This is a genomic window from Vibrio ostreae (assembly GCF_019226825.1).
Classification (GTDB): Bacteria; Pseudomonadota; Gammaproteobacteria; order Enterobacterales; family Vibrionaceae; genus Vibrio; species Vibrio ostreae.
The window spans coordinates 62,965-77,598 of sequence record NZ_CP076642.1; the positions used below are offsets into that span (position 1 = coordinate 62,965).

At 44.8% G+C, this 14,634-nt stretch carries 10 protein-coding genes and 1 pseudogene; 5 read left to right on the forward strand and 6 right to left on the reverse strand.

Annotation, left to right across the window (positions count from 1 at the left end; genetic code table 11):
* Positions 1 to 202: 202 nt before the first annotated feature.
* The 4 genes from KNV97_RS00290 to KNV97_RS00305 all read left to right on the forward strand — a co-directional run bounded on the left by KNV97_RS00290 (position 203) and on the right by KNV97_RS00305 (position 5,342).
* On the forward strand, positions 203 to 1,396 hold the full coding sequence (locus KNV97_RS00290; protein WP_218561795.1) for a glycine C-acetyltransferase: 1,194 nt from the start codon (positions 203 to 205) through the stop codon (positions 1,394 to 1,396).
* A 122-nt stretch (positions 1,397 to 1,518) separates the two neighbouring features.
* Complete coding sequence (tdh, locus tag KNV97_RS00295) at positions 1,519 to 2,550, forward strand: L-threonine 3-dehydrogenase (protein WP_136486928.1); 1,032 nt, start codon at positions 1,519 to 1,521, stop codon at positions 2,548 to 2,550.
* 839 nt (positions 2,551 to 3,389) lie between these two features.
* Positions 3,390 to 4,127 carry a hypothetical protein gene (locus KNV97_RS00300; RefSeq protein WP_218561814.1) on the forward strand — a complete coding sequence of 246 codons (738 nt, stop codon included), beginning with the start codon at positions 3,390 to 3,392 and terminating at the stop codon, positions 4,125 to 4,127.
* A 114-nt stretch (positions 4,128 to 4,241) separates the two neighbouring features.
* Positions 4,242 to 5,342, forward strand: coding sequence for a hypothetical protein (locus KNV97_RS00305; RefSeq protein WP_218561815.1), 1,101 nt, complete (start codon positions 4,242 to 4,244; stop codon positions 5,340 to 5,342).
* Positions 5,343 to 5,613: 271 nt separating this feature from the next.
* On the opposite strand, the gene KNV97_RS00310 is transcribed toward KNV97_RS00305, so the two are convergent.
* The 5 genes from KNV97_RS00310 to KNV97_RS00330 all read right to left on the reverse strand — a co-directional run bounded on the left by KNV97_RS00310 (position 5,614) and on the right by KNV97_RS00330 (position 11,865).
* A complete protein-coding gene (locus KNV97_RS00310) occupies positions 5,614 to 7,548 on the reverse strand; it encodes a TRAP transporter permease (protein ID WP_218561816.1) in 1,935 nt (644 codons plus the stop codon).
* An 11-nt stretch (positions 7,549 to 7,559) separates the two neighbouring features.
* Positions 7,560 to 8,498 carry a TAXI family TRAP transporter solute-binding subunit gene (locus tag KNV97_RS00315; protein ID WP_218561817.1) on the reverse strand — a complete coding sequence of 313 codons (939 nt, stop codon included), beginning with the start codon at positions 8,496 to 8,498 and terminating at the stop codon, positions 7,560 to 7,562.
* A gap of 178 nt (positions 8,499 to 8,676) precedes the next feature.
* Positions 8,677 to 9,777, reverse strand: coding sequence for an ABC transporter substrate-binding protein (locus KNV97_RS00320; protein WP_218561818.1), 1,101 nt, complete (start codon positions 9,775 to 9,777; stop codon positions 8,677 to 8,679).
* A complete protein-coding gene (locus KNV97_RS00325; protein WP_218561819.1) occupies positions 9,777 to 11,186 on the reverse strand; it encodes a sensor histidine kinase in 1,410 nt (469 codons plus the stop codon). The genes KNV97_RS00320 and KNV97_RS00325 overlap by 1 nt, the downstream gene beginning before the upstream one ends.
* Before the next feature lie 13 nt (positions 11,187 to 11,199).
* Entirely contained in the window at positions 11,200 to 11,865 is a 666-nt protein-coding gene (locus KNV97_RS00330) for a response regulator transcription factor (protein WP_218561820.1), read from the reverse strand.
* A 374-nt stretch (positions 11,866 to 12,239) separates the two neighbouring features.
* On the opposite strand from KNV97_RS00330, the pseudogene KNV97_RS21820 reads away from it, so the two are divergent.
* Positions 12,240 to 12,408, forward strand: a pseudogene (locus tag KNV97_RS21820) (transposase); the annotation flags it as partial.
* 278 nt (positions 12,409 to 12,686) lie between these two features.
* Here KNV97_RS21820 and KNV97_RS00335 read toward each other — a convergent pair.
* Entirely contained in the window at positions 12,687 to 14,447 is a 1,761-nt protein-coding gene (locus KNV97_RS00335) for an ABC transporter ATP-binding protein/permease (protein WP_218561821.1), read from the reverse strand.
* Positions 14,448 to 14,634: the final 187 nt, after the last annotated feature.

A 14,634-nucleotide genomic window follows, 5' to 3' on the forward strand; every position in this document is an offset into this window, starting at 1 on the left:
TTTTTGTGCGATGTTAAAATAATAAACTCTATTTATTCCTATGATTCACTAATGTTTTTCCGCAAATCAGGATAATCCCTTTCTGGCGCTTGGATTACACTTACTGGTAGTGAATGTTTACAGTGTAAATGGATCCTAAACAGGATCGGTTCTCTGGCCCTACTGACTGCACGTCAACCTAAGAACAAAGAAGGAAAATGCAATGTCTTCTGCTTTTTATCAACAGATTCGCAACCAGCTTGAGGAAGTCAAAGCTGAGGGTCTTTACAAATCTGAGCGCATTATCACCTCGCAACAGCAAGCGTCGGTTCATATCTCCTCTGGTGAAGATGTTCTCAACTTTTGCGCTAATAACTACCTTGGCCTGGCTAACCACCCGGCGTTGATTGAAGCCGCGAAAGAGGGCATGGACTCGCACGGTTTTGGTATGGCATCGGTACGTTTTATTTGTGGTACGCAAGATACTCACAAAGCGCTGGAACAAAAACTGTCTGAGTTCCTGGGTAAAGAAGACACCATTCTTTACACCTCATGTTTTGATGCCAACACCGGTCTGTTTGAAACCCTGTTGGACAAAGAAGACGCGATCATTTCTGACGCACTAAACCATGCTTCGATTATCGATGGTGTGCGTTTATGTAAAGCGATGCGTTTCCGCTACAGCAACAACAACATGCAGGAGCTGGAAGAGCAACTGATCGCCGCCGATGAAAAAGGCGCACGGAACAAACTGATCGTGACTGACGGTGTGTTCTCAATGGACGGCGTGGTGGCTAACCTGCCGGCGATTTGTGACCTGGCGGATAAATACAATGCGCTGGTGATGGTTGATGACTCGCACGCGGTTGGTTTCATGGGCGAAAACGGCCGTGGTACCCACGAATACCACAACGTGATTGATCGTATTGACATCATCACAGGTACTCTGGGTAAAGCGATGGGTGGTGCATCAGGCGGTTACACGTCTGGTAAGAAAGAAGTGATCGACTGGCTGCGCCAGCGTTCTCGCCCTTACCTGTTCTCTAACTCTGTGGCTCCGGCCATTGTTTCTGCGTCTCTGCGTGTGCTGGATCTGCTGCAGGAAAGCGGTGAACTGCGTACTCACTTGTGGGACAACGCGGCGCACTTCCGTGCTCGTATGACTGAGGCCGGTTTTACCATGGCAGGCGCAGACCATGCCATCATTCCAATTATGCTGGGTGATGCGAAGGTTGCTGCGGAATTTGCCGAGCGCGCTCTGGCGAAAGGTATTTACGTGATTGGCTTCTCTTTCCCTGTGGTCCCTAAAGGCCAGGCTCGTATCCGTACTCAAATGTCTGCGGCACACTCTCGTGAGCAACTCGACAAAGCCATTGATGCCTTTATCGAAGTCGGTAAAGAGATGGGGCTTATCTGATCCCCGGTGCGGAGCCGTATTGATTCAGGCTGAGGAGAAAACTCCGCCCGAAGTGATACGGCCTTGAGCCGAAAACATCGTATTTTTGCCTCGCACAGCGCGGGGTATATTGAGTGAAGAACATGAAAATCAAAGCGCTATCTAAGCTAAAGCCAGAACAAGGCATCTGGATGACCGAAGTGGACAAACCAGAAATGGGCCACAACGATCTGTTGATTCGCATTAAGAAAACGGCGATCTGTGGTACTGATGTTCACATCTACAACTGGGATGAATGGTCACAGAAGACAATTCCTGTTCCTATGGTTGTCGGCCACGAATACGTGGGTGAAGTGGTTGCGATTGGCCAGGAAGTTCGTGGTTTCGAAATCGGTGACCGTGTTTCTGGTGAAGGTCATATTACCTGTGGTCACTGCCGTAACTGCCGTGGCGGCCGTACTCACTTATGTCGTAACACCATTGGTGTGGGTGTAAACCGTACCGGTGCGTTTGCTGAATATCTGGTGATCCCTGCGTTTAACGCATTTAAGATCCCGGAAGGCATTTCTGATGATCTGGCGTCTATTTTTGATCCGTTCGGTAATGCAGTGCATACCGCGCTGTCGTTTGACCTGGTTGGTGAAGACGTGCTTATCACCGGTGCCGGCCCGATCGGTATCATGGCCGCCGCAGTCGCAAAACACGTTGGTGCCCGTCATGTGGTGATCACTGATGTGAACGAATACCGCCTGGAACTGGCGCGTAAAATGGGCGTGACCCGCGCAGTGAACGTGGCTGAGCAAAAACTGCAAGACGTGATGGCAGAACTGGGCATGACTGAAGGTTTTGACGTTGGCCTGGAAATGTCCGGTGTACCAAGTGCGTTTAGCTCAATGCTGCAAACCATGAATCACGGTGGCCGTATTGCTCTGCTGGGTATTCCGCCATCAGACATGGCGATTGACTGGAACCAGGTGATCTTTAAAGGCCTGGTCATCAAAGGCATCTACGGTCGTGAAATGTTTGAAACCTGGTACAAGATGGCGAGCCTGATTCAATCTGGCCTGGATCTGACGCCAATCATCACCCACCACTTCAAGGTGGATGATTTCCAACAAGGCTTCGACACCATGCGTAGCGGAGCTTCCGGCAAAGTTATCCTTGATTGGGAATAACCCAAAATTGAATCTGAAGCGCTCCGGTTGGGGCGCTTTTTGTTTGGGATAATACTGGGTGTATAAACAGTAAAATGGAAAATATAGTCCCATTTAGTGCCCCAAAAAGCCCCAATTTAGGCCCAGAAGCGAAAGTCACCCTTCAACGAGCGCCCAAAAAAAAACCAAGAATTCTTATCTCACTTTTGCCCCAAAATCATTTGGTATCAATTTCCTGACCACTTTCCTAAGTCAATTCTTGACCTACTTTCCCTAATGGAAGAATATAAAACTAATTGAGCACTTGTGTTTATACAGACATGTTCTGCAATTTGTGAGTGGAAGGAAGTATAAGACCTATAGAACAGTATGTTGCTTCTTTGGTTTCTGTATTTTCTGAAAATATTATAAAGACAATGTCTGCTGAAAAAGCACTGTTATGTTACCAATCAAAGTGAGGCATTATGAATTTATCAACTGAATCAGAAGCGAAGTTAGAAAGTTGGGCAAATATGGATACGTGGTCTTCGAATCATGATCTTGATTTACATAGGTTCTTTGAATTTATTAACCAGTATGCAAATGACCTGGGCATTCAGTTGATGAGTCATTACTTAAAGATAAAATAGCATCAATTACCCATACTCCAACCGGAGATGATAATGCCCTTGAAGAAATTATTCGGAAAAAGGTCTCATTAATGGTTGATATTCTTGATTTTTTAAAAGTTACTGGTAGGTAACATAACAAAAAATTGCAATGGATACATATAACGTCGGGCGCTATTGTTTTTAAGTTACATGCGTTTTGTAATAGCGGTGTTTATGCACCATTGAATTAGACGTTAAGCGGAAACAATTATGTCTCAGCGTCAAAAGATTGAGCCTCAACGAATCACCAAGCCCATACAGCTACTGGCTGCGTGGCTTGTCGGTTTGATTATCGTAAATGGCAGTTTTCTAGGAGCTGCGATAGCTATAGAAACCCCAGTCTGGTTAAGGAGCACGCTTGTAATTGCTGCTGTACTCAACGTGCCGATTTTTCTAATTTGTCTATTCCTTCTTCAGACAAGGTTCCGACCAGAAATGCAAGAAGACTTGTTTTATCACGAATACTTGATTGCGAAAGACGGGCGAGACAAAAGCCGACCTCATGAAACTTTAGAAAGCGCGCCGAAGGAAAAGGGGGGAATTTGGGATGGCTATAGTATTATGCTCAATCAAAACATCGAAGGGGCGCAGGCTATAGATGAAGAGCTCAAGTCTCAAGGTATTCCAATCACTTCATACTTTGGCGGGCCCGCAGGCCTCAAGCCTCCTGGCCTAACAGCATCAATTGGCCGCGGCTTCTCTGACGAGCAAATTAAAAAGTTGGTCCGAGCATTGAGTCAAACAAGCATTACGCACATTGATTATGCTGCTGATGAAGAAAAGCCAGATGAGTACACCAATATAATTCTGATAGGTTCTTGGGTTCCGAGCTATGAAACGCACAGCGTTCCAATTGGCGACGCTTTAAATATGGTGAATGAATGGGCCTTCGCTGCGGACAAATTCTACAGCGAAATAATAATTGCTCATGAAAGTGGAAACTCTTAACAATCGGCTGCACAGCGACCGGTTTTCCACCGCTTCGCGGCTCCACCCCGGCGCGTGAGCCGGGCGTTATACACTTCGTCAGGTACGGAAAATATAGTAAAGAAAGAGAATGTTATGGCAAAAAGAGATCCGAAAAAAACTAGAAGAAACAAAGAGATTAGCAATTTGTCAGCAAAGATTAAATCTTTGCTTCCCAAAATTTTAGAGCTTACTGGTTATAGAAATGAGCATTCTTTGAACGCGACTTTTGGTGGTAAGTATGCAGAGTATATTGATCTTAAAAATGAGGTGATTGATACACCACAGCAGTTTCGTTCACTCTATTTAAAAGGCTTTTTGAACACGCTTGAAGAACTTGGTTGTTCCGCGAAACCTGGAAATAAGTATTTCGATGCCTTTTCCCATTATCGCGACCATGAAGAAGTTAGGGAGTGGTTACACCTGTTTCTAGAACGAACGTACTTAAGAAATTATGAGGAGCTTTCAAAAGTCCGTCCTACTGTTGAAGAGTCAGTGATGTGGATCGGTCAGGAAAATGCGTCATATGGAATATTGGTAACTCCTAGATTTAGCAATGGTCAATGGGAAAATGACAAGAGCGAAATTCGACGTTTTAAGAAAACGTACTGGACAATAGGGCACATCCTAGAAACTGGTTTTGTTGTACCAAGTGAAGACGAGAGAATAACCTTTTCAGATTTAGACCAATACTTGAGCTTTTTCAAAAATACATTAGTGCGTAACTCTGGTTCTACACATGAAATGGAGTTTGCAAAACGATACTGCGAGTTTGTTAAAGCGAGCGATAACCCTGAAAACGTTCCACTCCTAATCCCTGAATTTCGTTATGGTGGGTTAGAGAAGAAGCACGAATATCGTTTAGATTTTACAGTGATCAACCCTTATAACATGACTAAGGTTGGCTTTGAGTTATCACCATGGTCAACTCACGGTACCCTAACTGGTACCAAAGGTAAATTGCAAAAAGAAATCAATGAAGAAGCTTTAGCAAATTTTGAAAAAGAAATGAGAAAGTTAAAGTCATATTTCAGAAAATTTGGTATCTCAATCCTTGTTTTCACTGATTCTGATTTAGCTGACCATGATGCCTTGTTTGAATCAATAACTGAGTACTTAAATGTTAAAAGCAGCCCAAAGCAATTAGAGTTTCATGCTATGGATGAACTATTAAGTTTTGAAGCAGGAAGTGTATAACAAACGCTCAAGGAATCAACATACTTTTCCTAATCTGACAGAAGACTTTTAGATCGTAAGGTGTATGTAGTGGTTTAATGACCTCTACGACTGTATGGTTAAGTGCATGAAGGAGTTGGCGAAAGCTGAGCCTGATATCGATGCACTCCTACCTTGGATTATTCGTTTGCCTTTATAGCGGCCGCACTCACTTTTCCGATGCCTGTGAAAATAGGTAAGGTTATAATGCCTATTGTAAAGCAAATGCACCCGAAGGTGCATTTTTAAAAGATTAAGCGATTTGTGTTTTGCTTCGTTTACAGATAGGGCTGGTAATAAATCCAAGCGCGATCAGAAGAATCAGACCTGATAGCCGTAATGCAATGATTTCTGTGCTGAAGTTAGTCGCAGTCTCTGGCCATGCAATCAGAATCCCTGCTGCGATGAAGCCAATTCGTTTAACCCAGGACAACGGTGAACCAAGCCAGCCTGAGAATCCAATACTTAATGATACAGTCGCCAAAGTAGCAACAATAATGGCAATGGTAATACTTAAAGAATCACCAATTAGCAGTATTCCTGGCATAGTCACGAATAAGAATGGGATCAGCAATTTGACGAAGCCCAGCCGCATCGATTCAATAGCCGTTTCATTGGCTTCTGCGCCTGAAATAGTTGCTGCTGCGTAAGCGGCCAGTGCTACTGGTGGAGTAATAGCAGACACTAATCCAAAGTAAAAGATGAACATATGAGCAGAAAGTGTTTCCATACCCAGTGTTGTCATCGCTGGCGCAACCAGAACTGCAAGTAGCAGGTAGGCCGCTGAAGTTGGTAAGCCCATACCAAGAATGAAAGACGCAAGTGCCGTTAACAAAAGCACGCCCCAAAGGTTCCCGTCACCCACTTCGATAATCAGACCTGAAACCATAAGCCCCATACCGGTCAGGTTTAGAACCCCAATGACAATACCAGCAGATGCAACAGCAGCAACGATTGGTAATGTGTTGGTTAATGTCTCTTTGCATGACTCAATCAAGTCAACCCAATTAATACGAGTCGATGCTCTCCAAGGGCTAATGACTAAGCCTACAACAATACCCATCACTGCCGCTTGAGTCGGAGACTTGCCTGAGATCATGAGCCCAACCAACGCGACTAGTGGTAGGAGTAAATAGCTTTTTGATTTTAACGTTTCTTTAAGCAGTTGCCATCCGGCTTCTGTATCAGGTTGTAAACCTAGACGACCTGCTTCTAAACGAACAGAAACCATCAATGCAAGAATGTAAAGCAAAGCCGGAACTAATGCAGCCAGTGCCACTTCCGCATAAGTTATACCGATCATCTCTGCCATAAGGAAAGCAGCGGCACCCATGACAGGTGGCATGATTTGACCAGCAGAAGAAGCCGCGGCTTCAATTGCTCCCGCTAATTTAGGGCTATAGCCAACACGCTTCATTAATGGGATTGTGAACGTACCTGTTGTTACAACGTTTGCTACAGCACTTCCGTTTAGTGAGCCCAACAATGCACTTGAGAGAGCTGCGGAAAGCCCTGGACCACCTTGGACACGACCGGTTAGACCACGAGCAATATCAACGAAAACTTCACCAGTACCAATTTTGGTCAGAATCGCCCCAAACAAACCGAATAGGAAAATGTATTCAACAGCAACGCCCATAGGTACGCCATAAACACCTTCCGTAGATAGCAAGAGGGTTGACGTTAAGCGATTGAGATCGTATCCACCGTGTCCGTATTGACCGGGAATGAGATAACCGAAATAAGCGTAAGCGAACGCCACCGTCATTAGTACGACTAATGTGCGTCCCACCGCCATTTTGACGAAAACAAACACTATCAGAACTAATGCTAAAAACACCCATATATCGTCCGGCACAGACATTGCGCCGCGCATGATGATATCGATATAGCTATTCCATAAGTACGGACCTGGTATTAGGGCTATTAACGACAGGATATAAAAGATCCCTCGTACGAGAGATGAACGTTGCTTAGCTGCATAGAAGATCATTGCGGCACAAGCTACGAGGGAGAAAAATGATGATCGTAAAAGGAGAGCTGTGATACCGCCGTAATAGGCTCCATAAAGTACTAGCCCTGTGATACTGACGGCTAATACGCTGAACAAAAGGGAAACTACAAGCTGCTCCTTCCGACCTAAATATTCAGATGGAAGAAGCAGACTTTTAAAAGTCGTCTGCGTCATCTTGAGTACCTCTAGTTAGCTTTAGCTTGATCAAAGAACTTTTGAGCACCCGGGTGTAGAGCAATTGGTGTATTCGGCGCAGTCTCAAGTTGAATATTTTTCGCCTGTGGGTGTACCTGTCCCAATTCATCAAGATGAGAAAATATAGCATTTGTAATGTTATAAACTTTGGTCTGATCTTCTTTTCCGCTGGTAAAGAGAATCGCAGGATCGTTGATTACCGTAACCGGTTGCTTGATATCTGGATATATCCCGGATTTCAATTTGGAGACTTGATAAAACGGGTATTTTTTAATCATTTTGTTGAGCTTGTCTTCATCCGCAGAGAGAAGCTTCATATCAACTTGTGAGTCTAAATCGATCAGTGAAGAGGTCGGTGCACCTGCAAGTACCACTGTAGCATCAACCTGGCCGTTAACTAGCGCTTTAACACCTTCAGTGTATGAAAGGAAGCGAGGAAAAATAACACCGTATACACCATATTCTTCAAGTAGACGAGTAGCAATTACAGCAGCATTACTACCTGGAGGTCCCATGCTTACACGCTTACCTACGAGATCTTCAAAAGAGTTAATACCCTTGCCATCGATGGTTGCGATTTGCAAAACAGCAGGGTAAAGGTATGAAATACCCGCGACGTCAAGTGCTCCGGTTTTTTCAAAGGGTCCCTGACCATTTTTCGCTTCGAACAGTGTTGATGCAGAAGACAAACCAAGCGTCATTTGACCAGCAGCAACTCGATGGTTGTTTTCAACCGATGCGCCAGTCACTTCAGCACGCGCCGTTGTATCATCTAAATTCTTATTCAATGTCTCAGCAACACCAGCCCCGATGATGTAAAATAGACCACCAGTACCACCAGTACCAATAGAAATACGATCAGATGCAAGTGATATTGTTGAGGTGAGTGCGGCGGTTAACGCCGTTGCAAGTAGGATGTTCTTTTTCATTTGTGCCTCGATATTGGTGTATTCATTTTTTATAGTATTTTAAATGGCTAAATCTCCGTTTAACCTTAGAGGCAATATAAGGTTCGAACCTTTCATGAACCTTTCATGGAGCCTAATAAGCGTATAACATTTCGCTTTTGTGATCAGGGTAAGTGTTCTAATTTGATGGTCGCTAGAATTACTTTTTCACGCTTTTGTTCATAGCGTTGCTCCACTCTTTTAAAAGCAGTTGTTTCTTTGCTTGATCTGTTTGTACCAAGGTTTCTAAACCGAATGGAATTGCTCGAAATATACCATGTGGTTTGCGTTGTAATATCGCTCTGCTGTTCTTACCTTCTGCCGTTTCAGACAGTGGAATTAGGCTGGAATGTTTAGCCATTTGGCTCTGGCCTTCTTCGGATATCAGATAATCTAAAAATTGTTGGGCGAATTCTAAGTTCCTAGCATAACGATAGATAAACGCAGTTCGCATAATGACGGAGGTATAGTCAGTTGGCATTATGGTTTCAATCCATGGATGTTGCGCTGACCATTCGAAAGCGTATGAGCCTACCAGATTATACGCTATGAAAATCTCTCCTTTAAGAAGTGCATTTAAGATACTAGAGCTATTGGGGTAAAGCTGGGCATGGTGTGTACCAAACGTTTCCAGCAGTCGGCCGTAAGTTCGTGACTGCTGAGAATCATGGAACCAAGTTAAATAACCGAGTCCTACCTTTTCAACGTCATTAAGACCAATTTTTCTATCCACGAGTGGTCCTTTGGCTCTAATCAAAGAAAGCAGCTGTTCCCGGCTTCTGGGTAACTTTTCACTGCCTAATATATCTGTGTTTATCACCATAACGATGGGCTCGAAAGTAAATCCAAACACTTCGTTATGCCATTTAGCCCAATCAGGAAGTGCCAGAGTTTGTGGTGAGTCATAAGGCTGAGCGTAGCCATCATTGACCAGTTTAAACTGCAGTTCCATCGCAGAACTCATGACTAAATCTGGAATTTCGAGGCTACCTGGATGAAGGTGAGATACTTTGGAATAAAGTTCGTTAGTGTTGTATTCGTTATATTGAATGGTGACATTAGGAAATTGATGTTGAAATGATAACAAGAGTGGCGCTAACGCATCATAGTTGGCTACGCCCCATACGACGAACCTTTCGTCTTCCTGAAGTGATGATGAAAGTAACGTATGTTTCTCTTCACCGAATAGTGACGTAGAAAAGAGCACTGAAATTAATAATAAAAAATCAATGCGGATGAACTTGAATGCAGAAATCGTCATTATTGTTGCTCCTCCTGCTCAGGAAAAAGAATCTTAATAATTAACCCCTGAGGATCATTATCTTCAAGTAAGAACAGAGCATGGTGATGATTAGCGACTTCCTTAGCAATACTTAATCCAATACCCGTTCCTGACGTTGGGTTATGTTCACTGCGATAAAATCGTTCGAACACATGCTGTTTATCTTCATCTGATATTCCGATTCCCTGATCAGCAATACTCAAACAAATTCTTCCGTCCTCCTGACCTAAGGTAACTTTAACCAAGCTGTTCTGCGGGCTATATTTGACAGCGTTTTCCAGAACATTGCGCAGCATTTGAGTTAAAGCGACCTCGTCTCCTAAAATTTGAGCTTCTAATTCACCTAAATATTCAATTTCAACATCTGACTCTAAAGCCCAGACGACGAGGCTGCGACAAACATCTTTAGTTATTTTATCTAGTGAAATATCCAGAAATACTTCACTTCTTAATCTATGGGTTACCGATGCTTCATTCAATAGGTGACGAACGGTTTCAGATAAGAGTGCACTACTTTGTATAATGTCTAAAAGCTGCTTTTCTCTTATATGTGGATTGCTTTCAACCAAAGCATTCTGGGCCTGCAGATTAAGTCCTGCGAGTGGGGTACGCAGTTGGTGGGCAGCCTCAGATGTAAAACGTTTTAAACGTTCTAAAGTGGTATCGAGTTGAGACATGAAGAAATTGATGGTTTCGAGTAGCGGTCGAATTTCAATAGGTACATCCGTGTTCAGCGGAGTAAGCTCGGTTGAATGCCTTGAAGCAATAGCTCTCTTCAATGACTTAAGTGGTCGTAAAACCTGCCAGATACCGAACATGAGTAACGAAAACGTCACACAGAAAAACACGATCAGGAACTGAATAACAAAACTTTCCATTTCGTTCGCCAATTGGGTACGAGCTAGTGTGGTTTGCCCAAGTGTGACTAACACATTTTCGCTGTGGTCTGATTCGATAAGTTGTTTGGAAAGAGTGATAAAGCGTACTTCGTGACCTTTGTATTGAGCATCGTAATATTTAGGCGTTAGCAGTGAACTGTTTTGTACGGCGACTGGGTAAGGGAGTTCCTCGGGTTGAGGAAGATCGCTATATCCGGTAAGCAATCGCCCATCTAATGTTGTGACAGAATAATAGGCACGGTCATTAGGTGCTAATGCTAGGGTCTGGAATGCCGAAACGGGAATATCGACCACAATTTGGTTATCAAGTAAGTTGGTGTTTTCGATAATCTGGAGTGCGGCGCCATGTATGAGTCGATCGTAAGAGACATTTGCAGCTTGCTTTGCATAGAGAGTAGCGGTCCAAATCGCTATTCCGTTGATAAGCGTAAGAACAAGAAGGGTCATGATAAAAAGTTGTCGGCGAATCGAGGTATTGCGTTTAGCCATTAGTTTTTTCCAGCTACTGCTTTTCTAACAAGTAACCTAAGCCGCGGATGGTTCTTATCTGGATATTGCTATAATTTAACAATTTACGTAAGCGAGCGACGTAAATTTCTATGACATTAGGGCTTGGGTTTTCATCAAAACCGTAGAGGTGATCCATTAATACTTCTTTACTCAAGACTTGTGTAGGATGCCCCATAAAAATTTCAAGCAAGCGGAATTCTCTTTGTTTCAATTCAAACTCTTGACCATCAATTCTAATTGAGCACTTTTTGTGATCGAAACATACGTTGCCAAACTCGAGTAGGTCTTGTGCGTGACCTTGGCTACGTCTAAGTAGCGCTCTGATTCGAGCTTCAAGCTCACCAAAATCAAAAGGTTTAGTGATGTAGTCGTCAGCCCCTAAGTCGAGTAACTGGATTCGGTCTTCCACCTGATCGCGGGCTGTCACCACCAATACAGGAGTACTTATTTTCCTTTGACGAAGGTGGACGAGAATACTGGCGCCATTGGCATCAGGTAGGTTCAAATCAAGTAGTATTAAGTCGTAAGGCTGTTGCTGAAGCATGACTTCGGCTAGAATTCCTGAAGTCGCTAGGTCAACAGCGTGACCTAAACGCTTCACTCGGTAGGTAATAGCTTCACTTAGTACAGAGTCATCCTCGATAACCAATATGCGCATATTCAACTCACTTTTTGTTTGTATCCCCAAGTAACCTCAAGATGCTGGTTCAGCGAGGATTTATTCGCTCTTAGGCAAGACACTGATTTGAAGACATAGTTATTCTACGTAGAAAATCATTAACACAGCATAGGAGCGAATAAAACTCGTCCTTCGGGAGCCCATCTTGAGGTCACTTGGGTATAACCGACAGAGCCGTATAATGTTGTGGGCTAAGGTTAATATGTTGCTGATTCAAGAACAAATTCAAAGATTAGAAAAGCTATTAAACTTTAGGTTCAATCACAAAGCGCAGGTGTGTTGTGACCTGCACTTTGACTATTATGGCGTTTATTTCCCACGTGAAACCGAATAATTCATAGAAACATTTCGTGATTTCTGAGGCGATTTACACGAGTAACGCCATCGAGTCGTTGAACAGTGTGATCAGAAAAGCCATCAAGAAACGTAAGCTGTCCCCAACAGAAATTGGCCCAGAAGGTTATCTTCGTAACGCACCAGGAAGCTTCCAAGAGGTGGACAATGCCCATCATAAAATGGTGACAGGCCCTGAACGATTTTATGATTATGTTTGAAGACAGACTGAGTGATTATATGTAACCCCGACAGCTACACAGAATTATTTACAGTCTCCTAATCTGAGAGACCCCTTTTAGATCATCAGGTCTAACAGGTTTCGTCCCAAAATTAGCTGCAGAAGGTTATTTGACCTTCTGCAGCTCCCCTTTAATCTAGTCCAGTCTACACATTAATCATGTTCACCCAACCAAGGCGTTGATGAACATGAAAAAGTAATTCAATTAAAACTGACTGATATCGCCTTAGGTCAGGTGCTTAAACTGCAGGGCGACCAGGCGCTGATAAAGTTCGCAACTTTGCATTAATGACTGGTGATCACCGATATCGACCAAAGTACCGCCGTCCAGGACGGCTATCTTATCGGCATGCTGGATGGTGGACAAACGATGCGCAATGATCAGTGTGGTGCGGCCTTTCATTAATGCTTCCAGTGCCTGCTGCACATGGTGTTCACTTTCGCTGTCGAGTGCGCTGGTCGCCTCATCCAGTAGCAGGATTTTCGGATCTTTAAGAATCGCGCGTGCGATAGCAATGCGCTGCTTTTGCCCGCCGGATAGCCTGACGCCGCGTTCTCCCAAGAAGCTGTGATAACCCTGCGGTAGCGTCTCGATAAACTCGTGCGCATGGGCTTTTTTTGCGGCGGCAATCACTTGCTCATCGCTTGCTTCGGGCGTGCCGTAACGAATGTTATGCAATACATCCTGGCTGAATAGCGCAGGTTGCTGCGGTACGAGTGCCATCTGGCGGCGAAGATCGTTGGGATCGAGCTGGCGAATGTCCACGCCTCCGAACCGAATCTGGCCTTGCTGCGGATCGTAGAAGCGTTGCAATAGTTCGAACAAGGTCGTTTTACCGGCGCCGGACGGGCCAACCAGCGCGAGTACCTTGCCTTGTTCTGCGGTCAGGTTGAGCTGTTTGATGGCATGCTGACCAGGGCGGGAAGGGTAGCTGAAATTGACCGAATCAAACACTATCTCTGCGGGCATGGTCGGGTGAATCGGCACAAGATCATCCGGCGCGCTGATTTCGCTTTTTACTTGCAGGATCTCAATCAGGCGTTCGGTGGCTGCTGCGGCTCTTTGCAGCTCGCCCAGTACTTCTGAAATGGTTGCCATCGATGAGGCGACCATGATGGCGTAAAACACAAAAGCGCCCAGATCGCCTGCAGACATTTGGCCATGAATCACGTCACTGCCGCCGACCCAGAGCATGCCTGCAATCGCGCTGAAGACAATCACAATCACTCCGGAGATTAAAATGGCACGCTGCTGCACCCGTTGCCTGCCGACTTCGAATGCTTTTTCCACCTCAACCGCAAAGGCGGCTTTTTCATATTGCTGTGAGCCGAAACTTTGTACGGTCTTTATATGCTCTATCGCTTCACCGGCATAACTGCCGACGTCGGCCATCGAGTCCTGGCTTTGGCGTGATAATGCGCGCACGCGCCGGCCATAAACCAAAATAGGGACTAATACAAAAGGCACTGACGCGAGGACGATTAAGGTCAGCTTAAAATTCGTGGCAAACAGCATGATGATGGCCCCAACACACATCAGGGCGCTGCGCATGGCCATGGAAAAGGAGGAACCGATGATGCTTTGCAGCAAGGTGGTGTCTGTGGTCAGGCGCGACATAATATCGCCGCTGCTGTGGGTTTCAAAATAACTCGGATGAAGCGATATCACATGGTTAAACACCGCCAACCGGATATCGGCACTGACGCGTTCACCGACTGAGGATACCAGATAGAAGCGAAAGAAGGTGCCGACAGCAATACACAGCGTGAGAGCAACAATAAATTGAATCGCGCTGGTCAGTTGTGGCAACGATTGCTGAGCAAACCCTTGATCGATCAGGATACGCACTCCGTAACCGATGGATAACGTCAGGCTGGCGGTCGTCACTAAAGCGATCAGTGCTGCCGTGACACGCCATTTGTAAGGGGAAACAAACGTACTGAGTCTAAGAAGGATGCTGAGATTACTGTTATGTTTACTGCCCATTGATGGCTCACAAACCGATTCTGATAACTGGCATGGTAAAGCACTTTGTTGCGGTCAACCAGTCACTTGTGACGTTACCGCGGGCGCTTGGTTGTTACCTGCGGCGTTTCACTCTCATTTTGAGATCAGCCTGCGCGTTTGGCTGGCTGTCAGTTGTCCCACGATTTTTCCATGCGACCGGATGGAG

Bases quoted from the DNA above. Each gene is read 5' to 3' on its own strand.
- KNV97_RS00290 (WP_218561795.1), top strand. From the start codon at position 203: ATGTCTTCTGCTTTTTATCAACAGATTCGCAACCAGCTTGAGGAAGTC.
- KNV97_RS00320 (WP_218561818.1), bottom strand. From the start codon at position 9,777: ATGACGATTTCTGCATTCAAGTTCATCCGCATTGATTTTTTATTATTA.
- KNV97_RS00325 (WP_218561819.1), bottom strand. From the start codon at position 11,186: ATGGCTAAACGCAATACCTCGATTCGCCGACAACTTTTTATCATGACC.
- KNV97_RS00310 (WP_218561816.1), bottom strand. From the start codon at position 7,548: ATGACGCAGACGACTTTTAAAAGTCTGCTTCTTCCATCTGAATATTTA.
- tdh (WP_136486928.1), top strand. From the start codon at position 1,519: ATGAAAATCAAAGCGCTATCTAAGCTAAAGCCAGAACAAGGCATCTGG.
- KNV97_RS00335 (WP_218561821.1), bottom strand. From the start codon at position 14,447: ATGGGCAGTAAACATAACAGTAATCTCAGCATCCTTCTTAGACTCAGT.
- KNV97_RS00300 (WP_218561814.1), top strand. From the start codon at position 3,390: ATGTCTCAGCGTCAAAAGATTGAGCCTCAACGAATCACCAAGCCCATA.
- KNV97_RS00305 (WP_218561815.1), top strand. From the start codon at position 4,242: ATGGCAAAAAGAGATCCGAAAAAAACTAGAAGAAACAAAGAGATTAGC.
- KNV97_RS00315 (WP_218561817.1), bottom strand. From the start codon at position 8,498: ATGAAAAAGAACATCCTACTTGCAACGGCGTTAACCGCCGCACTCACC.
- KNV97_RS00330 (WP_218561820.1), bottom strand. From the start codon at position 11,865: ATGCGCATATTGGTTATCGAGGATGACTCTGTACTAAGTGAAGCTATT.